We start from the raw sequence: 25194 nt of genomic DNA, 5'->3' as shown, positions 1-25194 counted from the left end.
CCATCATGGTCGGCACCATGGACGTCGCGATCTGGCAGGTGCTCGCCGCGACCGGCGCGCTGCTCGGCGCCGTCGTCGGGGCCGCCGTCGCGCCGTGGCTGATCTCGTTGGTGCCCGAGGGTGCCGCGTCCGGGCGGCGCTGGTTCCTCACCCGACCGGCGGTCGTCGTCGTCGGTGCGGTGGTCGGGCTGCTCGCGGGCGCGCACGTGCGGGCGAGCATCGAACCCCTGCTGTGGCCGAGCGCGCTGGTGCTGCTCGCCGCGGCCGCAGGCGCCGGCCTCGTCGACGCCGCGGGGCACCGCCTGCCCGACGTCCTGGTGCTGCGGGGCTGGGCCGTCGGCGCCGTGCTGGCGTGCGCCGTCCTGCCGTGGGTCGGCGCGGCGCGCGTCCTCCTCGGCGTCGCCGTCTCGGCGCTCTGCTGGGCCGTGCTCACCGCCGTTACGCTCGCCGCGCCACGCGCGCTGGGCTACGGCGACGTCAAGCTGCTGGGGCTGCTCGCGCTCGCCGTCGCGCTGCTCCGGCCGGGGGCGGTGGTGACGGCGGTGGTCGCCGCCGTCGTCCTCGGGGGAGTCGCCGCGCTCCTGCTGCTCGTGACCCGACGCGCCGCGGCCGGCACCCACCTGGCGTTCGGGCCGTGGCTCCTGGCGGGGGCCGCCGTCGCGATCCTCACCGCCTGAGGCGAGCGGCGGCGCCGACGCTTCCCAGCCCGTGAGCGCGCGCCGGGGTCCCGGCCGCGGCGTGAAAGGATGGGAACCATGCTCAGATGGTTGACGGCCGGGGAGTCCCACGGCCCCGCACTCGTGGCGATGCTCGAGGGGATGCCGGCCGGCGTGCAGGTCACGACCGACGACATCGCCGGCGCCCTGGCCCGCCGTCGGCTCGGCTACGGCCGCGGCGCCCGGATGAAGTTCGAGCAGGACGAGGTCAGCATCCTCGGCGGGGTGCGGCACGGCCTGACCCAGGGCGGCCCGATCGCCGTCGAGATCGGCAACACCGAGTGGCCCAAGTGGGAGCAGGTGATGTCGGCCGATCCCGTCGACCCGTCTGTGCTCAGCGGGGCCAGGGGTGCCGCGCTCACGCGACCCCGCCCCGGTCACGCCGACCTCGTCGGCATGACCAAGTACGCGTTCGACGAGGCGCGCCCCGTCCTGGAGCGCGCCAGCGCCCGCGAGACCGCGGCGCGCGTCGCGCTCGGTGTCGTCGCGGCGAGCTTCCTCGAGCAGGCCGCCGGCGTGCGCCTGGTGTCGCACGTCGTCGCGATCGGCGAGGCCGAGGTGCCCGAGGGCACCGAGCTGCCGGGTCCCGACGACGTCGCGCACCTGGACGCCGATCCCGTGCGCTGCTGGGACGCCGCCAGCTCGGCCGCGATGGTCGCCGAGATCGACCAGTGCCACAAGGACGGCGACACGCTGGGCGGCGTCGTCGAGGTGCTCGCCTACGGGCTCCCGGCCGGCCTCGGCTCCTACGTCCAGTCCGACCGACGGCTCGACGCGCGGCTCGCCGGCGTCCTCATGGGCATCCAGGCGATGAAGGGCGTCGAGGTCGGCGACGGCTTCCGCACCGCCCGCCGCCGCGGCTCGCAGGCGCACGACGAGATCGAGCGCACCTCGCAGGACGGCGCCGACGTCGGATCCGGCCGCCTCCACCGCCGGACGAATCGTGCCGGCGGGGTCGAGGGTGGCATGACGAACGGCGAGGTGCTGCGCGTCCGCGCCGCGATGAAGCCGATCTCGACCGTCCCGCGCGCGCTCGACACGGTCGACACCACGACCGGCGAGGCCGCCAAGGCCATCCACCAGCGCAGCGACGTGTGCGCTGTCCCGCCGGCCGCCGTCGTCGCCGAGGCGATGGTCGCGCTGGTCCTCGCGCAGGCGCTCCTGGAGAAGGTCGGCGGCGACAGCGTGGGTGAGTCTGCCCGCAACCTGGCGGCCTACCTCGACGCCGTCCCCGCCACCCAGCGGTGACCCGGTCGTGAGCCGGCCCGCGCTGGTCGTCGTCGGTCCGCCCGGATCGGGGACCTCGGGCGTCGCGGCCGAGGTCGCGGCGCGCCGCGGATCGCTCGCGATCGACACCGAGCGTCGCGCGGCGCGCGAGCTCGGTTACGACGACGTCGCTGCCGCCTTCGTGGGCGTCGGCGAGGCCGCGTTCGCCGAGCGCGAGCGGGGGTGCGCCGTCGCGGCCCTCGAGGCGGCCGACGGCGCCGACGTGATCGTGATCGGCGCGAGCGTGACCGACCCCGGCGTCCGAGACCTGCTCTCCGGGGGCCCGGTCGTGCAGCTCACCGTGACGCTCGCGCACGCCGCACCCCGCCTCGGGTTCGCGACCGCCCGACCCGTGTTCCTCGGCAATCCGCGCGCGCTCTGGAGCCGCCTGGTCGAGGGACGCCGCCCGCACTACGACGCGGTCAGCCGCTGGAGCGTCGACACCGACGACCGCACGATCGCCGAGGTGGCCGACGCCGTCGACGCCCTGCTGGAGGAGTCCGCATGACCCGCATCACCGTGACCGCCGAGCGCACCTACGACGTCGTCGTCGGGAGCGGCCTGCTGGGCGAGCTCGCCCCGCTGCTGGGCAAGGACGTGCAGCGCGTGCTGGTGCTCGCGCCCCGTGCCTTGGCCGCGACGGCGGACGCCGTGCGCGAGGACCTGCTGGCTTCGGGGTACGAGGCGTTCGTGGGCGAGGTGCCGGACGCCGAGGAGGCCAAGACCGGTCAGGTGGCCGCGTTCTGCTGGGGCATCCTCGGGCAGGCGGGCTTCACGCGGACCGACGCGATCGTCGGGCTCGGCGGTGGCGCGACCACCGACCTGGCCGGCTTCGTCGCCGCGACCTGGCTGCGCGGTGTCAAGGTCGTCCAGGTGCCCACGACGCTGCTCGCGATGGTGGACGCTGCCGTCGGCGGCAAGACCGGCATCAACACGGCCGAGGGCAAGAACCTCGTCGGCGCGTTCCACTCCCCGGTGGGCGTGCTCGCCGACCTCGCCACGCTCGAGACGCTGCCGCGGCACGACCTGGTGGCCGGGCTCGCCGAGGTCGTGAAGTGCGGTTTCATCGCCGACCCCGCGATCCTCGACCTGATCGAGGGGAACCCGGAGGCGGCGTCGGACCCCACCTCGCCGGTCCTGCGCGAGCTGGTCGAACGTGCCGTGCGGGTCAAGGCCGAGGTCGTCTCGGTCGACCTGCGCGAGGCGGACCTTCGCGAGATCCTCAACTACGGGCACACGCTGGGGCACGCGATCGAGCACGTCGAGCGCTACTCGTGGCGGCACGGCGCGGCCGTCTCGGTCGGCATGATGTACGCCGCCGAGCTCGCGCGGCTCGCGGGACGGCTCTCGGACGAGGTGGTCGAGCGTCACCGCAGCATCCTGACGCTGCTCGGGCTGCCGACCACCTACCGCGACGACGTCTGGCCCGGTCTGCTCGACGCCATGCGGCGCGACAAGAAGACCCGTGGCGACCTGCTGCGCTTCGTGGTGCTCGAGGACGTCGGCCGCCCGGTCCGGCTCGAGGGCCCCGATCCGTCGCTGCTGCTCGCGGCGTACGCCGAGATCGGCGAGAAGCGCCGGGGGAGCGCCATCTCGCTGGGCTGAGCACCGGACCATCGGTCCGCTTGCGCCGCCGGTGGCGTGCGGGGTCCGCCCCCCTGGCTCGGTGTGCGGTCGTGGCCGTTGTCGGGGACGCTCAGCGGCTACCGGTGCACAGCGAGCGGGCTTGGCGACCACTCCTGCACGGTGAGACGGCGCGGCGTCGGATCGGCGCTCGGCCGGGGCGCCCGAGAGCGGTGCTCACCGGAAAGTGCCTCGCGAATGTCCGAAAGTGCCTCGCGAACGCCCGAAAAAGCCTCGCGGGCGCCCCCAAGTGCCTCGCGAACGCCTTCAAGGGCCTCGCGAACGAGGGGTCAGGCGTCGGTGGTTGGGTCGGCTGCGTCGTCGATGACGGGGGAGAGGGCAAGGATGTCGGCCAGCGAGTCGACCTCCTCCGGGGTCTTGTCGTCGCGGTAGCGCAGCACGCGGGCGAACCGCAGCGCGATGCCACCCGGGTAGCGCGTGGAGATCTGGACGCCGTCGAAAGCGATCTCCGCGACGAGGGGCGGATCGACGAAGACGGTGGTCCGCGTGCGGCGCACCTCGCGCTCCTGCAGCGCGGCCGTCTGCCAGGTCAGGACGGCGTCGGTGAGCCCCTTGAACGTCTTGCCGAGCATGACCAGCCCGCCCGTGGCGGGATCGCGCGCGGCGAGATGGAGGTTGGAGAGCCAGCCCTGCCGGCGTCCGTAGCCCCACTCCGCACCGATCACGGCCAGGTCGAACGTGTGCCGCGGCTTGACCTTGATCCAGCCCGAGTCGCGCCGACCCGCCGCGTACGGCGCCGACGGCTTCTTCACGACGACGCCCTCCCAGCCGGCCGCGACGGCGTCGGTGAACACCGCCGTCGCCTCCTGATCCGTTTCGACCCGGTGCCGCGCGACCGCGAGCTCGGGGGGTACCAGGTCCGCCAGCGCCTGCGCCCTCACCTCGAACGGCTCGTCGAGCAGGTCGCGCCCCGCCAGGTGGAGCACGTCGAAGGCCACGAGCGTGAGCGGCGTCCGCTCCCGCGCGGTGACCGGGTCCGTGCTGCTCGCGGTGCGGGAGGCGATGACCTGGAACGGCAGCGGGGTCCCGTCGGGTCGCAGCCCGACGACCTCGCCGTCGAGCACGAACGCGGTCGCCGGCAGGGAACGCACCTGTTCGACGATCTCCGGCAACCGGTCGGTGATGTCGTCCAGACTCCGCGTCCACAGCCGGACGACGTCGCTCCCCGACTCGTCGGTCCACCGGTGGATCTGCACGCGGATGCCGTCGATCTTCACGTCGACGACGGCGGGGAGGCCCGCCTTGGCAGCGGCGGTCGCCGGGTCGGGCGCCGAGGCCGCGAGCATGGGCTGCACGGGGACACCGAGGCGCAGCGCGACGGCGTCGAGCGCCTCGAGCCCGCCGGCAGCGGTCAGCGCGGCAGCCGTCGCCGTCGACCCGAGCAGCATCGCGGCGCGCTGGACCGAGGCGAGCGGCACGTCGTAGGCGGTCGCGAGGGCGTCCTGGACCAGGGACGCCGACGCGCCCTGGCGCAGCTCGCCGAAGATCAGCGCACGCAGGAACGCCTGCTCCTGCGCGGTCGCCGCAGCGAACAGCGCCCCGACCTCGGTGGTGCGCCGCGCCGCGGATCCCTCGCCCAGCTCGGCGCTCAGGCGCTCGAACCGAGCATCGACGTCGACGATCTCGAGGGTGGCGCGCTCGGCGGGCGGGGGCGTGTGCTGGAGGCCGGCCGCGCCGACGCCGGTGCGCCGCTGGCGCAGCGAACCGGAGAGGTAGGTCGCGACCAGGGCGATCTCCTCCGCCGTCGCGGCGCGCAGGACCTCCGCGAGGAGTGCTCGCTTCGTCAACCGTGATCGCGTGGCGGCGACGTCGGCGGAGGCCCGGACCAGGGTGTCGAGGAGCATGCCTGCCATCCTGCCGTCGACCTGGGACATCGACCCGTTCCGGTTCGGCTGAACGCGCCGGAGTATCGATCAACCCTCCAGGGTTGTTCTGCATGCATCAACTCGCTAGGGTTGATGCATGTTCGTCATCACGATCGACCAGCGCGGCAGCCGCCGGGGGAGCGACCTCGTTCCCGCACTCCTGGACGACCTCGAGGATCTGCTTGCCCCGGGTCCGCCGGTGCTCCCGTTCGTGCGGACGGTGGGGGACGAGGTCCAGGGCGTGCTGACGGATCCGGACGTCGTGGTCGACCTCGTGCTGCACCTCGTCCGCCGCGGCGGCTGGAGCATCGGTGTCGGTGCGGGGGAGGGGGCCCTCGCCGAGAGCGCCCCGGCCAGCACCGGGGCGGCCTTCGTGCACGCCCGCGAGGCGGTCGAGCGCGCCAAGGGGCGCACGGTGGCGAACTCGCTCGCGGTCGCGAGCGACTCGCCGGACGCCGCGCTCGCGGAGGGCGTGCTGCAGCTGCTCGCCTCGGTCGTGGCCGGACGGACCGCGACGCAGTGGCGCGCGATCGACCAGCTGGCGCGGCCGGGGGCCACGGGGGTGCAGGTGGCTCGCGACCTCGGCGTCAGCCCGCAGAACGTGAGCAAGCTCCGGCGGGACGCGCTGTGGCAGGAGGAGCGGGACGCGCGCGCGGCCGCCGCCCGGCTCCTGGCGCTGGCGGAGTCCACCTCCACCGCGGTGTCGGACCCGGCTGGCAGGATCGAGGCATGAGCCTCCTCGTCGTCGTCCTCACCCTCGCTCTCGCGGCGGGCGGCGGGGTGCTGCTCGTCCCGATCGTGCTTCGCGCCGCCCAGGGCACGGGCGCCGTCTCGGCCACCCGCGTGCAGGCGGTGCTGCGAGGAGGGCTCGTCATCGGTCTCCTCGAACGACTCGCCACGGCCGGGTGCGTGCTGCTGGGGCAGCCGGAGGGCATCGCCGTCGTCGTCGCGGTCAAGGGGCTGGGCCGCTACCCCGAGCTGCGCGGCTCCGCGAGCACGTCCGGCGCCGCGAACGCCCCGTCCGCGAGCGGAGAGCCGTCCGTCGCCGCGCTCGGCGCGGCCGTGTCCGAGCGCTTCATCATCGGGACCCTGACATCGCTGATCTGGGCGGTGGCCGTCGGGGCGCTCGGTCGTTGGCTGCTGCTCACCGGCGTCTGACCACCCTCGGGCCGAGCGTCACGACGCCGCGAGCGCGTCGTCCAGGTCGGGGCGCACGAACGTGTAGCCCGTGTCGACGAGCACGCGCGGCTCGACCCAGCGGCTCTTGAGCACGAGCTCGGACTCCTGCCGCAGCACGAGCATCCCGATCTCGAGCAGCCATCGCGGTGCGGTGAGTCCGAACGGCACCCCGACCCGCCTGCGCAGCGCCGCCATCACGGTCCGGCTGGTGGCGGCCGTCGGAGCGGCGAGGTTGACAGGTCCGGCGATGCTCGGGGTGTCCCGGATGTGGCGGACCGCGCCGACGACGTCGTCGAGGTGGATCCAGCTGAACCTCTGGTGGCCGCGCGACCGGTGCACGGCCGTGCTGGACGGGGTCGCGTGCGGACCGATGCCGCGGTAGCGCCGGTGCGGGAACCAGCGCCCGTCGAGCTGCGGCCCGCCGAGGCCGAACCGTGCCGCGCGCTTGAGCAGCCGGGCCGCTCCGCCGTCGCCCAGCACGATCGCCATGCGCAGCGCGACCCGTCGGGTCCCCGGGAGGTCCCCGGAGTCGAACGCCGCCTCCCAGCCGCGCGCCACGTCGACCGAGAACCCGGTGCCCAGCTCGCCGTCCGCCTCGGACTGCGGCCGGTCGAGCGCGTAGCGGTAGATCGTCCCCGTGCTGGCGTTCAGCCACAGGGCAGGTGGAGCGACGGCGGCCGCGACCGCGCGGTTCAGCAGCTCCGTCGTGTCGATCCGGGACGACCAGATCTCCTCGCGGTTCGCGTCGTGGTAGCGGCACCCCACCGAGCGCCCGGCGAGGTTGACGAGCAGCTCGGCGCCGTCGACGAGCTCGGTCACCGCGGCGTTGTCGTCCCACGAGGCCGACGCCGAGGACCCGCGCCCGATCGTGACGACGTCGTAGCCGTCCTCGCGCAGCGCCGCCACGAGGGCGACGCCGATGAAGCCCGACGCCCCGGCGACGACGGCGCGGGGGCGGGCGGCTGACGGGGTGCGTTCGGTGGTCACCGCCTCACCCTAGGTGCGCCGGCGAGAGCGGCGGCGGGACGAAGGTCCCGCCGTCACGGGTACGCCGCACGAGACCGTTTCGACACTCTCGACACCATCGTGGTTAGCCTCGTTTCCGAGGCTGCGCGTACCGCAACGGCGGAGGACGCGCAGCCCGACCGACGAGAGGAGCCCCCGTGGGACTGTTCGAGAAGTTCCGACCGAGCCGCAAGGACGTCGACGAGGCGCGCACCGCGCTGGAGGAGGCCCGCGAGGGCAAGGAGGACGGCGGCGCGATCGACCGCCTCATCCGCACGATCATGTCGGTCGGCATCGACGGCGTCGGTCCCATCCGCTCGGCGCCCGACATCGCCGCCCGGGCGCTGAAGGAGGAGGACGGCGACATCGAGCGCGCCGTCAAGGACGTCATCTCCTCAGCGACGCGCTGGGGCGCCGTCGGCGGTGTCGTCACCGGCATCGGTGGCTTCACCACGATGGTCGTCGCGCTGCCCGCGAACCTCGTGGAGTTCTACGTCCAGGCCACCCGCATGGTGGCCTCGATCGCGACGCTCCGGGGCTACGACGTCACCGAACCGCACATCCGTACGGCCGTCATGCTCACCCTGGTGGGCTCCGACGCCGACGAGGTCCTGAAGAAGGCCGGCATGAGCACCGGGACCGGCCGCGTGGCCGCGTTCGCCCTCAAGCGTCTGCCGGCGTCCTCGATGATGATCGTGAACAAGGCGATCGGTTTCCGTCTGCTGCGCGGCGTCGGCGAGAAGTTACTCACCCGCCTGGGTCGCGGTGTCCCGATCGTCGGTGGTCTCGTCGGTGGCGGCCTCGACGGCTTCATGATGCGCAAGATCGCCGCGAACGCGCGCAAGCAGTTCCCCGTCGGCGCCTGACGGTCCGCCCGGTCGGGCGCCCGTACCTCCGAACGGGACCCGGCACGGATCCGGTCGTGCGCGCCTGAGGTCGCCTCGCGTCGCCGGAAGCGACCACCTGCGCGCACCCACCGGTCGCGAACGGGTGGCCGCCGACCGGCCCGCCGGCGCCCCTCGCCCCTACTGTGGTCGGATGCTCGCCCGCACCCGCTCGCTCCTGCTCTCCAGCCACCCCGGACCGACCGCCACGGTCACGACGCTGGCGGTCGTGCTCGGCATCGGCACGGGGCTGCCGGCGTGGCGCGTGGTCGTGCTCGGGCTCGCGGTCCTGGTCGGTCAGCTCTCGATCGGCTTCTCCAACGACTGGATCGACGCCGGTCGCGACCGCGCGGTCCACCGGACCGACAAACCGGTCGCCCGGGGCGACGTCTCGGTGGCCACGGTGCGCACGGCCGCCTGGGTCACGGCCGCCGCGACGGTCCCGCTGTCGTTGGTGCTGGGCTGGCGCTCGGCGCTGGCGCACCTCGTCCTGGTGGCGTCGGGCTGGGCCTACAACGCGGTCTTCAAGCGCACGGCGGCCTCGGTGCTGCCGTTCGTGCTCAGCTTCGGGCTGCTGCCCGCCGTCGTCACGCTCGCGGCCCAGCCTCCGGCCACCACGGCCTGGTGGGCGCTGGCGGTCGGGGGCGTCTTCGGCGTCGCCATACACTTCACCAACGTCCTGCCCGATCTCGACGACGACGCCACGACCGGCATCGACGGGCTGCCGCACCGCCTGGGCAGGGTCGTCTCCGGCGTCGTGGCGTTCCTGTCGCTGGCTCTCGCCGCGGCCCTGGTCACGTTCGGTCCCGTGCTGATCGGCGCCGCGGCCGGTCCGAGCGTGCTCGGCGTCGTCGCCCTCGTCGTGTGCCTGGCGATCGCGACGCTCGGGATCGTCCTGGTGGCCACCCGTCCGCCGGGCCGCCTGCTGTTCCAGCTCATCATCGTGGCCGCGCTCGTCGTCGTGGCCCAGCTCGCGCTGTCGGGGACGGCGCTGTCGGTCTGAGAGGTCCGGCCCGAGGGGCCGGGGCCGTCAGCGCAGGTGACGCATCGCGTACACCGACGCGAGCCCACGACGCGCGGGACTGCCCAGCAGCGCCCGCAGCACGCCGTCGCGCACCGTCGCCGCCGTTCCCGCCACCGGTCGGCCCAGCCCCATGTTGAGCTCGGCCTGGCGCGCCGCCCACCTGGCCCGACGGCGGCGCGCGTCGTCGTAGCGGCGCAGCGCGACCCGCGTGGCCGCGTCGTCGGCCGTGCCGCGCACGGACGCGAGGAGCACCGGGGCGAGCCGGGCGCCGTCGAGCCAACCGAGGTTCATGCCCTGCCCGCCGATCGGGCTGATCTCGTGCGCCGCGTCGCCGAGCAGCACCACGCGACCGTGCACGGTGCGTGCGGCGAGTCGGCGGCGGACGGTGAACGCGCTCAGCATGCTGCAGGTTCCAGGGTCGACGGCGATCCCCGTGCGCTGCTCGATCAGTGACGCCAGGTTCTCCGCGGTCGGCGCGTCCGACGCACCCGACACGGTCGGTTTCCCGCCGCGCCCCGTCCCGGTGTGCACGACCCACCGCCGCAGACCGCCCGGCAGCGGGAACGACTCCACGACGCCCGCGTGCTCGAGGTGGATGATCGCGTCGCTCCCCGCGTGGGTGCTGTCGGCGAGATCGCCCATCACGTAGGTGTCGGGGTAGGGGTGGACCGGTGCGGGGACGCCGAGCAGGTCGCGCACGCCGCTGCGCGCACCGTCCGCGGCGACGACGAAGCGCGCGTGCTCGACCCCGCCGTCCTCGGCCCGCGCCACCACGTGTCCCGGCGACCCGTGCAGGCCCACGAGCGCGCGCCCGTGGACGAGCTCGAGGCCGGGTACCGTCGCGGCGTGCGCGTGCAGGACCTCCTGCGTCCGGACCTGCGGCAGCGTCGCGACGAACGGGAAGCGGCGCGAGACCCGGTCGAACGGGACGACGCCGAGCACGCGCTCGCGGGTGCGCGCGACACCGCGCACGACCTGGACGGCCTCGCGCGTCAGGTGCGCGGCGACGTCGGGGTGGAGCACCTCCAGGGCGGGGGCGTGCAGCCCGATCGCGCGCGAGTGCCCCGGCCGGGCCGTGCCGGCGGCTGCGCGGCCCGGGACCGCCTCCGGCGCAGCACGCCGCTCCCACACGACGACGTCGAGCCCCGAGGCGGCCAGCGTCGAGGCCAGCGCGAGCCCGACGGCGCCGCCCCCGACGACCAGGACGTCACGCACCCGGCACCTCGCAGACGGCGAGTACCCGGAACGGCAGCGTCGCCGCGCGCCACCCCGTCGGCAGGACGGCCGCGAGCTCGTCGCGCCGGTAGCTGCGCCGGATCGAGAGCAGGCCGTCGTCGCGCACGAACGGCGCGTGCGGCCGGCCGCGCCGGTGCAGCGGCAGCGTGCCCACCCAGTAGCCGGCGTAGGCGAGCCGACCCCGGGCGATGTCGTTGTGGATCACGCGGCGCCGGGCCAGCGCCTCGCTGTCGCTCAGCAGTCCGGCCAGCTGCGCGTCGTCCAGGTGGTGCAGCACGTGGTTGGACACGACGACGTCGAACGACGCACCCTCCGCCACGAGGTCGGAGCTGAGCACCTGCCGGAACGTGACGCCCCGGGTGGCGGGCTGCGCCCTCGCGTGGGCGACGGCGCGCGGGTCAGGATCGATCCCGGTGATCTCCAGGCGCAGGCCGTCGCGTGCGGCCCACCTCGCCAGGGAGCGCGCGACGTCGCCGCCGCCCGAGCCGACGTCGAGCAGCGTCGTCGTCCGCCCCGTCGACAGGAGCGGGCGCACGTGCCGCACGTACACGGCCCGCCATCCCGCCACGAGCCGGTTGACGACCACGAACGCGCGGTAGGTGCTGGTCAGACCCTCGGCGTCGCACGCCGGATCATCCATGAGCTCGACGGCGGCGACGTCCCGGCGTTCGAGGCCGTGACCCGAACGCGTGGTGCGGGCGAGGACCGGGCGCGAGCGCCCGCCCTCCGCGCTCACGCGGCCTCGGAGCGGCGCAGCGTGAGGAGCGCGGACTCCACCGTGAGGCCCGGTCCGAACGCCATCGCACACACCCGCTCGCCCCGACCGGCCGCGGGGGCGTCGGGCGAGGTGAGCAACCGCTGCAGGATGAACAGGATCGTCGCGCTGGACATGTTCCCGTACTCGCGCAGGATCGAGCGGGACGGCTCCATCTGCGTCGCGGTCAGCGCGAGCGCGTCCTGCACCTTGTCCAGCACCGAGCGCCCGCCGGGGTGCACGGCCCACCGGGGGATGTCGTCGTGCGCCCCCGCGTGGTCGGTCCCGGCCTGCGCCAGCAGCGGGTCGAGCGCGCCGCGGATGTGCTCGCTGATGATCGAGGGCACGTAGCGCGACAGGACCATCTCGAACCCGTGGTCCCCGATCGTCCACGCCATGTCCTGCTCGCCCACGGGCGTCAGGGTGGTCCGCATCTCGTCCAGGTCGAGCACGAGGTGACCGGCCGGTGCGGGGCGCGCCGACACGATCGCGGCCGCCGCGCCGTCGGCGAACACCGCGGACGCGACGATGGTGTCGGGATCGTCGGAGGCCTCCAGGTGGAGCGAGCACAGCTCGGCGCACACGACCAGCACGACGGCGCCGGGGTCCTCCGCGCAGATCGAGCGCGCCGTGGACAGCGCGGGGAACGCCGCGTAGCAGCCCATGAAGCCGACGTGCAGGCGCCGGGTGGTGGGGGGCAGGCCGAGGTCGCGGACCAGCACGTAGTCGGGGCCGGGGGCGAAGAAGCCCGTGCACGACGCGGTGACGACGTGCGTGACGTCCGCCGTCGTGAAGGAGCCGGAGGCGGCGATCGCACCGCGCGCCGCCTCGAGGAAGAGCGCGGGGGCGTGCTCGACGTAGACGTCGTTGCGGGTGCCGGTGGTGGGGGACAGGACGCGGCGCTCGGCCCGGTCGCAGAACACGGCCGGACCGGTGGTTGAGTCCCCGGCGGCGCCGGGACCGTCCAGCGGGGCGCCCAGGTCGAGGTCGCGGACCACGGTGTGGCGCGTGTCGATGGCCGAGCCGTCGAAGGCCGAGGCGATGAACCGGCGTCCCAGGCGGGTGCGTTCCGGCTGCACGAGGAGGAGGTCGCGCATGTCGGGCTGCTTGATGACCGTCGGTGGGACCGAGGTGGCCACCGAGTGGACGCTGATGACCATATTTCCACTGTAACGGCGCGGGTCCCGGGTGGCACGATCGCGTCCGACGCGATCCATCGACTCCGGGGTCGCGGCGCGTAGCGTGAAGGGAGAACGGGGCCCACCCCTCCCCGTCACTCCCCGACGCCCCCGGAGCGCAGCCACCATGAGCTCGTCCACACCCGTCCCCGCCCGCGCCCACCACGACGTCGTCGTGGTCGGCGGCGGCAACGCCGGACTCTCGATCGCGGGGCGGCTGCGGCGCGACGGTGCCCGCGACGTCGTCGTCGTCGAACCCGAGCGCGTGCACCACTACCGCCCGATGCTGTCCTACGTGGCCGGGGGACAGGCCACGTTGGCCGAGCTGCGACGCCCGCAGGGGAGCGTCACGCCGGACGGGGTGCGGTGGTACGCCGACGCCGTCACGCGCGTCGATCCGCGGCGTCGCCTCGTGCACCTGGCGGGCGGCGGTGAGCTGACCTACTCCGACCTCGTGCTCTGCCCGGGCTCCCGCGTCGATTGGGACGCTGTCCCCGGCGCCGAGGCGGCCGTCGCGACGCCGCACGCCGCCACGAGCTACCTGCCCGACTCGGCGGTCGACACGTGGGAGATGCTGTCGGGCCTCACCTCGGGTCGGGCCGTGTTCGTGCTGGCCGGCGGCCACGTGCCGTGCTCCCCGGTGGCGCTGAAGCCGCTGTTCCTCGCGCTCGCGCACTGGCGGCGCACCGGCGTGCGCGACGCGATCGAGGTCGAACTGCTGGTCGAGGGCAGCCGGATCGTCGCGCTGGACGACGCCGACGCCCGGCTGCGCACGACCGCCGCCGAGCAGGGCGTGACGGTGAGGTTCGGGGCGGCCGTCACCGCCGTGGACCCCGAGGCGCGCACCGTCGTCGTCGCGGGTGAAAGCCTCGCCTACGACGCGCTCTACCTGGCGCCGCCGCACCGTGCGCCGGCGTGGATCGCCGAGAGCGGCCTCGCGGGACCCGGCGCGAGCGGACTGCTGGACGTCGACCCGCACACGCTGCAGCACCCCGAGCACCCGCGCGTCTGGGGCCTCGGGGACGTCGCCGACCTGGCGACGCTGCCGTCCGGGGGAGCCCTGCGCAAGCAGGTGCCCGTCGTCGCCGACAACATCGCGGCGCGCCGGCGGGGCCGCGCCATGACCCGCTACGACGGCTACTCGATCGCCCCCGTGACCACCTCCCGGCACCACCTCCTGCTGGCGGAGTTCGACAGGGACGGGCGCCCGCAACCGTCCGTCCCCGTCGTGGACCTCGTGCGCCCGCGGGTGCTGACGTGGGCGTTCGACCGCTACCTGGAGCCGATCATCTACTTCCGCCGGCTGCTGCAGGGCAAGGTCTGAGGCTCTGCCGCGCGACGAGGCACCCGACCCATCCACCCCCGGGGAGGGCTCCGAACCCCCTGTGACGCCCCACCCGGGAGCGTGACCGCGAACGCACGAAGGAGCCCCCCATGGAGATGTGGAACGCACTCATCGAAGGCCCGCTCGTCAACGGACCGCTGATCGACGTCGGCGGCATCCTGAACTTCCTCCGGATCGGTCAGTTCCAGTAGTCCCCGACCACCGGTGAGCGACGTCGGCACGACCGGCGTCGAGACTCGAGGCCCCGCCCCCACCGGGCGGGGCCTCGTCCATGGAGAGAGTGACGCGTTGACGATGCACGAGCAGCAGGATCGCCCCGAGACCACCCCGACCACGACGCCGGACGAGCGCCTGACCCTCACGCCCGCGCAGCGCGGGATCTGGTACGCGCAGGACCTGGACCCGGCGAACCCGACCTACCAGATCGGCCAGTACCTCGACGTCGACGGCGCGCTCGACCCGCGTCTCCTGAGCATCGCGCTGACCAAGACGGTCCGCGACATCGACTCCCTCAGCATGCGTTTCCGCTCGGACGCCGACGGTCCGCACGCCGTGCTCCGCCGACCCGAGCCCACCGACGACCTGCTCGAGGTCGTCGACCTCCGCGAGCACGACGTCGAGGCGGCCCGCGCGCAGGCGCTCGCCCTCATGGACGTGGAGATGACGACCCCGCGCGACCTCACCGGCGAGGAGCTCTTCGGCGCCACCCTCTTCCGGCTCGCGGGCGATCGGTCGCTCCTGTTCCAGCGCGTGCACCACATCGCCCTGGACGGCTACTCGGCGGTCATCGCGCTGCACTACCTCGCCCGCGTCTACACCGAGCTCGACAAGCGCGCACCCTCAGGCCTGCTGCTGCGGCCGTTCGCCGGCCGCGTCGCCCGCACCGCCGCGCGCACGCCGTCGCCGTTCCCCGGGCACGAGGACCTGCTCGCCTCGCTGGCCGAGTACCGCGAGTCCGACGACTTCGCGCGCGACGAGGCGTTCTGGCGCGAGGAGCTCGCGCAGGAGTCGACCGTGGACGGTCTCGAGGGCACCACGGGTCGCGCCGCCACCCGCATCGTGCGCGTCAGCGTCCCGCTGACGCCGGCCCAGGCCGCACCGCTGGCCGAGCTCGGCCGCGACCTCCCCAAGACCATGGTCGGCGTCATCGCGCTGTACCTCGCCAAGATCACGGGTGCGGAGACCGTCTCGCTCGGGCTCCCCGTGACCGCGCGTCGCGGGAAGGTCGCCAAGTCGACCCCGTCGATGCTCTCGAGCATCCTGCCGCTGCGCGTCGACGTCGCCGCCTCCGCCACGGTCGCCGAGACGATCTCCCACGCGGGGGACGTGATCCGCGGCGTCGTGGCCCACCAGCGCTTCCGCGTCGAGGACCTGCCCGGCGCGCCGTCGCAGGCGGGCCCGTCCGTCAACCTGCTGCCCGTCATCGACGCCCTGATCCTCGGGTCCGCGACCGGCGAGGTCCGCATCCTGTCGACCGGACCGGTGCACGACCTCTCCGTGGTCGTCTCCGGGCTGGAGAGCAGCGCGGCCGCCGCGACCGTCCAGCTCGAGGGCGACGCCGACCTCCACACGGTCGAGAGCCTCACCGAGCACGCGGGTCGCCTCCTCGGTCTGCTCGACCAGGTGGCCCAGTCCGACGACGTCTCGGTCGTCGACGCGCGCGTCGTCGCCGAGGACGAGATCGCCCCGCTCCTGGAGCAGGGCGCCGGCCCGGAGCTCGCCATCGAGGCCGAGACGGTGGGTGAGGCGCTCGCCGCCGCGGCCGCCGCGCGGCCCGACGACCTCGCGGTCGTGGCACCCGACGGCACCCTCACGTTCGCCGAGCTCGACTCCGGCGCCACCCGGATGGCCCACCACCTCCTGGCCGAGGGCGTCGTGCCCGGCAGCTGCGTCGCCGTCCGCATCGAGCGCAGCCGGCACCTGCCGATGCTGGTGCTCGCCGTGCTCCGCGCCGGTGCCGTCTACGTGCCGCTGGACCCCGAGTACCCCACGGACCGCGTGGCCGGGATGATCGAGGACGCCGCACCCGTCCTGCTCCTCACGAGCCACCGCCAGGCGGGGCGCGACCGCGACGCCGGAGCCACCTGGAGCGTGCCGTCGCTCGCCGTCGACTCCGACACCGCGACCTCGTGGCGCCGCGCGAGCGACGACCCCACGACGCTTCCCGCGGTGTCGGGCACCGACCTCGCCTACGTCGTCTTCACGTCCGGCAGCACCGGCCGCCCCAAGGGCGTCGGCGTCGAGCGCGTCGCGCTGCGCAACCTGTTCCAGCACCACCGCTCCGAGCTGTTCGATCCCGCGGCGGAGCGCCTGGGCCGTCCCGTCCGCGTCGCCCACACCGCCGGGCTGTCCTTCGACGCCGCGTGGGACCCGCTGCTGTGGCTGTTCGCCGGCCACGAGCTGCACATGATCGACGACGACGTGCGCCGCGACCCGCAGCGGCTCGCCGACCACCTCTCGGAGGTCGGGATCGACTCGATCGAGACCACGCCGTCGTTCGCCGAGGCGCTCCTGGCCACCGGCCTGTTCGAGCGGGAGTCCCACCCGACCGTCGTCGCGCTCGGCGGTGAGGAGGTCGGCCCGGGGCTGTGGGACGCGTTCGGTGCGCTGACCGACGTCCACGCGGTCAACTTCTACGGCCCGACCGAGGTCACGGTCGACTCGCTGATCGCGACGATAACGGTCGGCGAGCCCCACATCGGCTCCTCCGTGCGCAACAGCCGCCACTACGTGCTGGACTCCAGCCTCAGCCCCGTGCCCGATCGCGCCGTGGGCGAGCTCTACCTCGCCGGCGTCAACGTCGCGCGCGGCTACGTGGGACAGCCGGGCCTGAGCGCCGAGCGCTTCGTGGCCGACCCGTTCGCCGACGACGGCTCGCGGATGTACCGCACCGGTGACGTCGTGCGCCGTCGTCACGACGGTTCGCTCCGGTTCCTCGGACGGATCGACGACCAGGTCAAGATCCGCGGCTACCGCGTCGAGCTGGCCGAGATCGAGGCCGCCATGCGCCGTCAGGACGGTGTCGGCCTGGCCGCCGCCATGGTCCAGGGCGACGGCGCCACGGCCCGTCTGGTCGGCTACGTCACGGGCGAGGGCGACCGTCTCGGCACCCGCGTGCGGGACGCGCTGCGCGCCGAGCTGCCCGACTACATGGTGCCGAGCAGCATCATGACGCTCACCGACCTCCCGCTGACCCCGAACGGCAAGCTCGACCGGCGGGCGCTGCCCACGCCCGAGCGCACCACCGACGACGCCGCGCAGCAGCCCGGCACGGCGGCGCAGCGCACGGTCGCGGCGGCCTTCGCCGAGGTTCTCGGCACGGCGCCGGTCGGCATCGAGGAGGACTTCTTCGCCGCCGGCGGGCACTCGCTGCTCGCGACCCGGCTCGCCGCCACCCTCACCACGGCGCTGGACCGGACGGTCACCGTCCGCGACGTGTTCGAGCGTCCCACGGTGGCCCAGCTCGCGGCGCTCGCCGAGGGCGAGGACGGTGAGGGCGACGGCGCCGCGGGTGACCCCGCCCGTCGCCCCGTGCGCCTGACGCGCACGCCGCGCCCCGACCTGCTGCCGGTCTCGCTGGCCCAGCGTCGGCTCTGGTTCCTCAACCGGCTCGAGCCCGGGTCGGCGGCCTACAACATCCCGGTCGTCCTGGAGCTCGCCGGTCGGCTCGACGTCGCGGCCCTGCGCGCCGCGCTCACCGACGTCGTGGCACGGCACGAGCCGCTGCGCACGGTCTTCCCCTACGTCGACGGCGAGCCGGTCCAGGTCGTGCGCGACGAGGTCGACGTCGTGCTCACCGCCGTCGACGTCCCCGCCGAGCGGGCGGAGGAGATCGCCCGCCAGGAGGCGCTGCGCCCCTTCGACGTCACCACGCAGACCCCGCTGCGAGCCGTGCTGCTGCGCACCGGCCCGGAGGCGCACGTGCTCGTGGTCACCATGCACCACATCGCCTCGGACGGCTGGTCGCTCGCGCCGTTCGCGCGCGACCTCTCCCTCGCCTACCGGGCGCGGTCGCAGGGTCGCGCGCCCGAGCAGACCGACCTCCCGGTCAGCTACGCCGACTACACGCTGTGGCAGCGCGAGCACCTGGGGGAGGCCGACGACCCCGACAGCGTGCTCGCCGGGCAGCTGGACCACTGGCGGCGCGCCCTCGCGGGGGCGCCGGACGAGATCAGCCTGCCTCGCGACCGCTCCCGCGGGACCGCCGACCCGACCGACCCCGACCAGCAGGGCGTCGGCGAGGTCCCGCTGCTGCTCGACGCCGCACGTCACGCCGCGCTGCGCGCCCTGGCGGCGGAGCACCGCACCAGCCTGTTCATCGTGCTGCACGCCGCGCTGGCCGTGGCGCTCGAGCAGCAGGGCGCGGGGGAGGACGTCGTGCTCGGCACCCCCGTGGCCGGTCGGACCGACCCGCAGCTCGACGAGCTCGTCGGCTTCTTCGTCACCACCGTCGTGCTGCGCACCTCGCTCGCGCAGGACCCGACCCTGGCCGAGGTGCTCGGTCGCGTCCGCGCCGGCAACACCGAGGCCTATGCGCACCAGGACGTCCCGTTCGACTCGCTGGTGGACGCGCTGCGCCCGCCGCGCGTGGCCGACCGGCACCCGCTGTTCCAGGTCCTCCTGACGCTGCAGAGCAACGAGCCGGCCGTGCTCGAGCTCGCCGACCTCACCGTCACGGTGCCCGGCCAGGTCACGAGCGCCGGTGTGAAGGCGGACCTGCTGGTCGACTTCGCCACGCCCGAGGGCGAGGACGGACCGCTCGCGGGGGCGCTCGGCTACGACCGCGCGCTGTTCGACGAGTCGACCGCGGAGCGGCTGCGCGACGCGCTCGACCGCGTGCTGGCGGCCTTCGTCACCGCCACCGGCCGTCGCCTGTCCGACCTGCCGCGGCTCGACGACGCGGGTCTCGCCGTCCTCGAGGAGCAGAGCACGGGTCGCGCGCCCACCGTGGCCGCACCCGAGGTGCTGACGCGTCTCGCGTCGACCGTCGCCGCGCACGGGGACGCCCTGGCCCTCGTCGGGTCGGACACCGCGTCGAACCACGTCGCCCTGACCTACGACGCGCTCGCGACCCGGGTCGACGACGCCGCGCGTGGTCTGCTCGCGCACGGCGTGACGCCCGGCGCCACCGTCGCCGTCGCCCTGCCACGCGTCACGGACGCCGTCGTCCTCGTCCTCGCCGCGCTGCGTGCCGGGGCCGTCGCGGTGCCGGTGGACGTCGCCTACCCCGACGCCCGGGTCGCGCGGATCCTCGCCGACAGCGGCGCACCCGTGCTCGTGACGGCCGACACCGACCGGGCCCGGCTGCTCGGCGCCCTGCTGGTGGAGGAGGGGTCGACACCCCCGCGCGTGCTGACGCCGCGGGCGGTCGTGGACGCGGGAGCCACCGGAGCCACCGGTTCCCACGCGTCGTCGGAGCTCCCGCCGCTTCCGGCCCTCCCCGGGCCCGACGACGTCGCCTACCTCGTCTACACGTCCGGCACCACCGGGACGCCCAAGGGTGTCCAGGTGCCGCACGGCGCTCTCGCGGCCGTGCTCGCGCAGCACGAGGACGTCCTGGTGGGCCCGCTCACCGAGCGCCTCGGTCGCCTGCCCGTGATGCTGCACCTCTCGGGCCTCGGGTTCGACGCCGCGTGGGACCCGATCCTGTGGCTCGCCGCCGGGACCGCGCTGCACGTCGCGGACGAGCCGACCCGGACCGACGCCGAGGCCGTCGTGCGTGCCGTCGCCGAGCTGGGCGTCGACGTGCTCGAGACGACGCCGTCCTACGCGCAGCAGCTCGCCAACGTCGGGCTGCTCGACGCCGCGGCGGACCGCGGGGTCCCGCTGCTCGTCGCCGTGGGTGGCGAGGCCCTCCCCGCGGTGCTCTGGGACCGGCTCGCCGCCGCACCCGGTGTGGCGGGGTGGAACCTGTACGGACCGAGCGAGTTCACGGTCGACTCCGTGCTCGCGCCGATCGAGCCGGGCTCGCCGACCATCGGCGGCCCGATCGCAGGCGTGACCGCACGCGTGCTGGACGCGACCCTGCGCCAGGTCCCGCCCGGCGTCGAGGGGGAGCTCTACCTCTCCGGCCTGTCGGAGGCGCACGGCTACCGCGGGCGCTCCGCGGAGACCGCCGCACGCTTCGTGGCGGACCCGCGAGGCACCGGCACCCGGATGTACCGCACGGGTGACGTCGTGCGCCGCCGGCCCGGCGGCGAGCTGGAGTTCGTCCGTCGCGACGACGACCAGGTCAAGCTGCGCGGCTACCGCATCGAGGTCGCCGACGTCGAGCGCACGCTCGAGCGGGCCGACGGCGTCCGCACCGCCGTGGCCCGCGTGGTCACACCCGGCGGACCCGACACCGCACGACTCGTGGCGTGGGTGGTCGGCACCGGTCCCCGGGCGGGCACCGCGACGAGCACCGAGCTCGACGTGGCTGCCGTGCGCGCGCACGCCGCCGCCCAGCTGCCCGAGTACATGGTGCCGACGTCGATCACGCCGATCGACGCGGTGCCCCTGACCCCCAACGGCAAGGTCGACGTCGCCGCGCTGCCCGAGCCCGGGGACCGCGGACCGTCGCGTGCCCCGCAGACCGACGACGAGCGCGCGTTGTGCGGGATCGTCGCCGACGTGCTGGCGGTGGCCGACGTCGGGCTCGACGACGACTTCTTCGCCCTCGGCGGCCACTCGCTCCTCGCGGTGGCGCTGGTCTCCCGGGTGCGCGACGAGCTCGGCGCCACCCTCCCGCTGCGCGCCGTGTTCGACGCCCCCACCCCGGCCGCGCTGCTCGCCGTGCTGGACCGTGGGACGACGACGGACGCGGCGGCGGACGGCACGTCCGCCGACGGCGCCGGCCCGGTCCTGGGTGCCGCCGACCCCTCCGCCGCGCCGGACCCCGGCCTGCGCGAGTGGCTCGCCGACCACCCGCGCGAGGAGGCCGAGGAGCTGCCGCTGACCTCCGGCCAGTCCCGGCTCTGGTTCCTCAACCGGCTGGACCCGGCCTCGGCCGAGTACTCGGTCGTGCTCCGCGTGGAGCTCGAGGGCGACCTCGACACCGGTTCGCTCGTCGGCGCCGTCGACGACCTGCTCGCGCGTCACGAGATCCTCCGCACGAGCTATCCCGAGGTGGACGGCCGGCCGGTCCAGCGCATCCACGACGCCCCGCACGGTGTCGTCGGCGACACCGCCGTCGAGACCCGCGCGGGCTTCGACCTCACCCGCGAGCTGCCCGTCCGCGCGGCCCTCGTGCCCACCGGGGACGGCACGTGGCTGCTGGAGCTCGTCATCCACCACATCGCGACCGACGGTGCCTCGCTCGCGCCCCTGGTCCGCGACATCGCGGCCGCCTACACCGCGCGCCTCGGCGGCAGCCCCACGGTGCAGCGTCCGCTCGACGTCCAGTACGCCGACGTCGCCCGCCACCAGCGCTCGCTCCGCTCCGCGGACGGGGGTGGCCCGTCCCGCGAGGACGCGCTCCTCGCGGCGTGGACGCAGATCCTGGACGGCGTGCCGACCGAGCTCGAGCTGCCGGCCGACGGTCGCCGTCCCGAGACGGCCGCCCAGCCGGCCGGGCTGATCGCGTTCGAGATCCCCGCGGAGGTCGCCCACCGGATCGGTGGCGCCGCCGCACGCCGCTCCGCGAGCGCGTTCCACGGCTGGTTGGCGGCGCTCGCCGGCTATCTGCAGCGGATCGGTGCGGGCGACGACGTCGTCGTCGGATCGCCGTCGGCCGGGAGGACGGACCCCGACGTCGCCGACCTCGTCGGCTTCTTCGTCAACACGCTGCCGCTGCGGCTCGAGCTCGGGTCGGAGGGTGCGGCGGGGTTGACGTTCGCCGACGCCGTCGACCGTGCCCGCGCGGCCACGCTCACGGCCGTCGAGCACGAGGCCGTCCCGTTCGAGCGCATCGTGGAGGCGATCGCCCCCGAGCGCCGGCTCGGACGACACCCGATCTTCCAGACCATGCTCTCGGTCGAGGAGCCCACGGGCCTCGCGCTCGACCTGCCCGGCGTCCGGGCGCACGCCGTCGCGCCGGACACCACCGGGGCGGCCAAGGTCGACCTGTCGATGACCCTGCGTCCGCGCGGGCGTCCCGACCGGACCGGTGCAGCCGACACGTCCGACGCGGCCGACCGTCGCGACGAGGTCGACGGCGTGCTCGAGTACAACGCCGCCATGTTCAGCGCGTCGGCCGCCCGGGGACTCGTCGATCGCTGGCTCGCGTTCCTGCGCGAGGTGGCGGCGGCGCCCGACGCCCCGATGCTCGACGCCGTGCTGGGGGACACCCCGGCGGCGCTCGAGTCCTGGGACGCCACGCACGAGCCCGTCCCGGTGATGGACGCGTTCGCCGACACGGTGCGCCGCTTCGGCGACCTGACCGCGATCGTCGGGACCGGTCGCGAGAGCGGCGCCGACGCGCTCGTCCCCGCGCACGCGTCGTCCCCCGACCGGCTCGCGTCACTCGACCGGCTCCCGCGCCTCGACCTGCGCGGGCTGGCGGCGCGGGTCGACGCGATCGCCGCCGGGCTCGTCGCCCGCGGGACGGGTCGCGGCGACGTCGTCGCGCTCCGGCTGCCGCGCTCGATCGACACGATCGCCGCGCTGCTGGCGGTCTGGCGCGCGGGCGCCGTCGTGGCCCCCGTGGACGACGAGCTGCCCACCGAGCGCGTGGCCAGCATGCTGCGCACCGCGCGGGCACGGCTCGTCGTGCACGAGCCCGCCCCGGGGACGAACGACTCCACGACCGAGGACGCCGCGAGCGCCGCGGGCCTCGACCCGGCCGCCGTCGTCACCCTGGCGACCCTGCTCACCGAGGGCGCCGGCACGTCCGTGCCCGAGGCGACCCGAGCGGGTGCGGCGACGCTCGACGACCCGGCCTACCTCGTGTTCACGTCGGGCACGACGGGCGAGCCCAAGGCCGTCCAGGTGCCCCACCGCGCCCTCGCGGCGCTGCTCGCCTCCCACCGCTCGACGCTGATGCCCGACCCCGCCGAGCGCCGGGTCCGGATGGCGCACACGACGGGCGTCGGGTTCGACGCCGCGATGGATCCCGTGCTGTGGCTCGTCGCGGGTCACGAGGTGCACGTCGTCGACGACGAGGTGCGCCGCGACCCGGAGGCGCTGGTCACGGTGTTCGAGGAGCGCGACATCGCGGCGTGGGAGACCACCCCGGGGTACGTCGCCGCCCTCGTGGGCCAGACGCGCCTGGCGCAGGTGCTCGACGCCCGACCGGCCGACGCCCCGTTCGTCGTGCTGCTCGGCGGCGAGGCGCTGGACGCCGGGCTGTGGACCTGGCTGAACGAGCGACCCGCCGTGGCGGCGTGGAACCTCTACGGACCGACCGAGGTCGGCGTCGACTCGCTCGTCGCGCGCGTCGCCGACGCCCCGCGCCCCGGCCTCGGCGCGACCACGCCCGGCACGCGGGGCTACGTGCTCGACGGTCTCCTGCGGCCGACGCCGTCCGGCAGCGTCGGCGAGCTCTGGCTCGCGGGCGACCAGCTCGCCCACGGGTACGCGGGGCGGGCCGGCGCGAGCGCCGAGCGCTTCGTCGCCGACCCGTTCGCCGCCGACGGCAGCCGCATGTACCGCACGGGTGACCTCGTCGCGGTCCATCCCGGCGAGGAGGAGGGCTCCCGCGCCCGCATCGTCTCGCTGGGTCGCAGCGACGGCCAGGTCAAGATCCGCGGCCACCGCGTCGAGCCGGGTGAGGTCGAGGCGCTGCTGCGCGCGGCCGACGGCGTCGCGCAGGCCGTCGTCCGGCCGGTCGAGACAGCCAGGGGTCGGAGCCTCGGCGCCTGGGTGGTGCCGAGCGACGCGAGTGCCCTCGACGAGGGCGGCGCCGATCTCGCGACGGCGCTGCTGGCCGGCCTCCGCACCCGGGTGCCGGACTACATGGTGCCGGTCGCCGTCGCCGTCGTGGCGGAGATCCCGCTGACGCGCAACGGCAAGGTCGACGCCGGCGCGCTGCCCGCGCTGGACACGACCGCCACCGCCGGTGGACGCGCCCCGGCGACCGACGCCGAGCGCGCCGTCGCCGAGGCCTTCGCCCGAGTGCTGGACGTCGCGGACGTCGGGGCGGACGACTCGTTCTTCGAGCTCGGCGGGCACTCGTTCGTGGCCCAGCCGACGATCGCCGCGATCAACGAGGCGCTGGGGTCCCGGCTGCCGGTGCAGGCGCTGTTCCAGGCCCCGACCGTGGCCGCCCTCGCGGCCCTGGTGGGAACCGGCACGGCGGACGTCGCCGACAGCCTCCGCACGATCCTGCCGCTGCGGACCGAGGGACGCGGGGCACCCCTGTTCGCCGTGCACCCCGCCAGCGGTGTCAGCTGGAAGTACGGCGGTCTGCTCGGTCGGCTCGCGACCGAGCGCCCGGTCCTGGGGCTCCAGATGCCCGGGATCGCACCGGACGAGCCCGAGACGCCCCCCGCGGCCACGATCGAGGAGCTGCTGGACTCCTACGTCGACGCCGTCCGAGAGGTGCAGCCTCACGGGCCGTACCACCTGCTCGGCTGGTCGTTCGGCGGACGTCTCGCGCAGCACCTGGCAGCCCGGTTGCGCTCGCACGGCGAGCACGTGGCCCTGCTAATCCTGCTGGACGCGTACCCGACGCAGGAGTCCGCGCTCGAGGGCGTCGCACCGGGCGACGCGATGTGGCGCGGGCTGCTCGACGCGAACGGCATCGAGGCACCGGCGGACGTGGAGCTCGACGTCGTCGCGGTGCAGGGCCTGCTGCGCGCGGCGGGCAACCCGCTCGCCGACCTCCCGGTCGAGACCGTGGAGCGCATGGTCCGCCGGTTCGTCCGGCTGGGGGAGCTGTTCGACAGCACGCCCGTCCCGACGTTCGACGGTGACCTGCACATCGTCGAGGCGACGCTCGAGGTGCCCGACGGCCGTCCGGCGCCTGCGGCGTGGGAGGGCCACGTGACGGGGTCGGTGACGTCGAGCACGGTCCACGTGCGGCACTCGGACCTGCTCTCCGACGAGGCGATGGCCGAGCTGGTCCCGATTCTCGACCGACTGCTCGCGCAGGCGTGAGACGGGCCGTCCGACCCATCCACGGGTCGGACGGCCCCGAACCCCTGGCAGAGAGCTTGCCGAGACAGACAGGACGAGGACA

General features: G+C 74.9%; 15 protein-coding genes. 10 read left to right on the top strand and 5 right to left on the bottom strand.

Features of this window, described 5'->3' with window-relative positions:
* The first annotated feature begins 17 nt into the window (after nt 1-17).
* From SERN_RS11725 to aroB, 4 genes are all read left to right on the top strand, one after another.
* Nucleotides 18-677 carry a prepilin peptidase gene (locus SERN_RS11725; protein WP_158292646.1) on the top strand — a complete coding sequence of 220 codons (660 nt, stop codon included), beginning with the start codon at nt 18-20 and terminating at the stop codon, nt 675-677.
* A 78-nt stretch (nt 678-755) separates the two neighbouring features.
* Entirely contained in the window at nt 756-1964 is a 1209-nt protein-coding gene (aroC, locus tag SERN_RS11720) for a chorismate synthase (RefSeq protein ID WP_135850283.1), read from the top strand.
* A gap of 7 nt (nt 1965-1971) precedes the next feature.
* Nucleotides 1972-2490, top strand: a complete 519-nt coding sequence (locus SERN_RS11715; protein ID WP_158292645.1) for a shikimate kinase — start codon at nt 1972-1974, stop codon at nt 2488-2490.
* Nucleotides 2487-3587, top strand: a complete 1101-nt coding sequence (gene aroB, locus SERN_RS11710; protein WP_135850281.1) for a 3-dehydroquinate synthase — start codon at nt 2487-2489, stop codon at nt 3585-3587. Before SERN_RS11715 ends, aroB begins: the two co-directional genes overlap by 4 nt.
* Before the next feature lie 308 nt (nt 3588-3895).
* Here aroB and SERN_RS11705 read toward each other — a convergent pair whose 3' ends face one another.
* Nucleotides 3896-5470, bottom strand: coding sequence for an ATP-dependent DNA ligase (locus SERN_RS11705; RefSeq protein ID WP_135850280.1), 1575 nt, complete (start codon nt 5468-5470; stop codon nt 3896-3898).
* Between the two features lie 118 nt (nt 5471-5588).
* On the opposite strand from SERN_RS11705, the gene SERN_RS11700 reads away from it, so the two are divergent.
* Together SERN_RS11700 and SERN_RS11695 are read left to right on the top strand one after the other, a co-directional pair.
* Complete coding sequence (locus tag SERN_RS11700) at nt 5589-6224, top strand: MarR family transcriptional regulator (RefSeq protein WP_135850279.1); 636 nt, start codon at nt 5589-5591, stop codon at nt 6222-6224.
* Nucleotides 6221-6649 carry a hypothetical protein gene (locus tag SERN_RS11695; RefSeq protein WP_135850278.1) on the top strand — a complete coding sequence of 143 codons (429 nt, stop codon included), beginning with the start codon at nt 6221-6223 and terminating at the stop codon, nt 6647-6649. The genes SERN_RS11700 and SERN_RS11695 overlap by 4 nt, the downstream gene beginning before the upstream one ends.
* 18 nt (nt 6650-6667) lie before the next feature.
* On the opposite strand, the gene SERN_RS11690 is transcribed toward SERN_RS11695, so the two are convergent.
* Complete coding sequence (locus SERN_RS11690; protein WP_135850277.1) at nt 6668-7657, bottom strand: epimerase; 990 nt, start codon at nt 7655-7657, stop codon at nt 6668-6670.
* A 176-nt stretch (nt 7658-7833) separates the two neighbouring features.
* On the opposite strand from SERN_RS11690, the gene SERN_RS11685 reads away from it, so the two are divergent.
* The gene (locus SERN_RS11685) at nt 7834-8541 is read left to right on the top strand and encodes an EcsC family protein (protein WP_233251645.1); all 708 of its coding nucleotides are present in this window, start codon (nt 7834-7836) and stop codon (nt 8539-8541) included.
* Nucleotides 8542-8713: 172 nt separating this feature from the next.
* The gene (locus tag SERN_RS11680) at nt 8714-9562 is read left to right on the top strand and encodes a UbiA family prenyltransferase (protein WP_135850276.1); all 849 of its coding nucleotides are present in this window, start codon (nt 8714-8716) and stop codon (nt 9560-9562) included.
* A gap of 27 nt (nt 9563-9589) precedes the next feature.
* Here SERN_RS11680 and SERN_RS11675 read toward each other — a convergent pair whose 3' ends face one another.
* The 3 genes from SERN_RS11675 to SERN_RS11665 are packed head-to-tail and all read right to left on the bottom strand — an operon-like array spanning nt 9590 to nt 12733.
* Nucleotides 9590-10798, bottom strand: coding sequence for an FAD-dependent oxidoreductase (locus tag SERN_RS11675; RefSeq protein ID WP_135850275.1), 1209 nt, complete (start codon nt 10796-10798; stop codon nt 9590-9592).
* Nucleotides 10791-11555 (bottom strand): class I SAM-dependent methyltransferase, encoded by a 765-nt coding sequence (locus SERN_RS11670; protein WP_269846143.1) that lies wholly within the window; start codon nt 11553-11555, stop codon nt 10791-10793. The genes SERN_RS11675 and SERN_RS11670 overlap by 8 nt, the downstream gene beginning before the upstream one ends.
* On the bottom strand, nt 11552-12733 hold the full coding sequence (locus tag SERN_RS11665; protein ID WP_135850274.1) for a type III polyketide synthase: 1182 nt from the start codon (nt 12731-12733) through the stop codon (nt 11552-11554). The genes SERN_RS11670 and SERN_RS11665 overlap by 4 nt, the downstream gene beginning before the upstream one ends.
* Nucleotides 12734-12878: 145 nt before the next feature.
* Between SERN_RS11665 and SERN_RS11660 the strand changes: the two genes are divergently transcribed.
* Together SERN_RS11660 and SERN_RS11655 are read left to right on the top strand one after the other, a co-directional pair.
* Entirely contained in the window at nt 12879-14075 is a 1197-nt protein-coding gene (locus SERN_RS11660; protein WP_135850273.1) for an NAD(P)/FAD-dependent oxidoreductase, read from the top strand.
* 315 nt (nt 14076-14390) lie between these two features.
* Nucleotides 14391-25112 carry a non-ribosomal peptide synthetase gene (locus SERN_RS11655; protein ID WP_233251685.1) on the top strand — a complete coding sequence of 3574 codons (10722 nt, stop codon included), beginning with the start codon at nt 14391-14393 and terminating at the stop codon, nt 25110-25112.
* Nucleotides 25113-25194: the final 82 nt, after the last annotated feature.

The sequence above is a fragment of the Serinibacter arcticus genome, assembly GCF_004786095.1.
GTDB classification, from domain to species: domain Bacteria; phylum Actinomycetota; class Actinomycetes; order Actinomycetales; family Beutenbergiaceae; genus Litorihabitans; species Litorihabitans arcticus.
Note: the sequence above shows the minus strand (reverse complement) of the source record. Positions and strands in the feature narration are given on the sequence as shown.

Excerpts from the sequence above, each read along its gene's own strand:
- SERN_RS11725 (WP_158292646.1), top strand. The coding sequence starts at position 18 with ATGGACGTCGCGATCTGGCAGGTGCTCGCCGCGACCGGCGCGCTGCTC.
- SERN_RS11665 (WP_135850274.1), bottom strand. The coding sequence starts at position 12,733 with ATGGTCATCAGCGTCCACTCGGTGGCCACCTCGGTCCCACCGACGGTC.
- SERN_RS11700 (WP_135850279.1), top strand. The coding sequence starts at position 5,589 with ATGTTCGTCATCACGATCGACCAGCGCGGCAGCCGCCGGGGGAGCGAC.
- aroB (WP_135850281.1), top strand. The coding sequence starts at position 2,487 with ATGACCCGCATCACCGTGACCGCCGAGCGCACCTACGACGTCGTCGTC.
- SERN_RS11695 (WP_135850278.1), top strand. The coding sequence starts at position 6,221 with ATGAGCCTCCTCGTCGTCGTCCTCACCCTCGCTCTCGCGGCGGGCGGC.
- aroC (WP_135850283.1), top strand. The coding sequence starts at position 756 with ATGCTCAGATGGTTGACGGCCGGGGAGTCCCACGGCCCCGCACTCGTG.
- SERN_RS11680 (WP_135850276.1), top strand. The coding sequence starts at position 8,714 with ATGCTCGCCCGCACCCGCTCGCTCCTGCTCTCCAGCCACCCCGGACCG.
- SERN_RS11660 (WP_135850273.1), top strand. The coding sequence starts at position 12,879 with ATGAGCTCGTCCACACCCGTCCCCGCCCGCGCCCACCACGACGTCGTC.
- SERN_RS11655 (WP_233251685.1), top strand. The coding sequence starts at position 14,391 with ATGCACGAGCAGCAGGATCGCCCCGAGACCACCCCGACCACGACGCCG.
- SERN_RS11705 (WP_135850280.1), bottom strand. The coding sequence starts at position 5,470 with ATGCTCCTCGACACCCTGGTCCGGGCCTCCGCCGACGTCGCCGCCACG.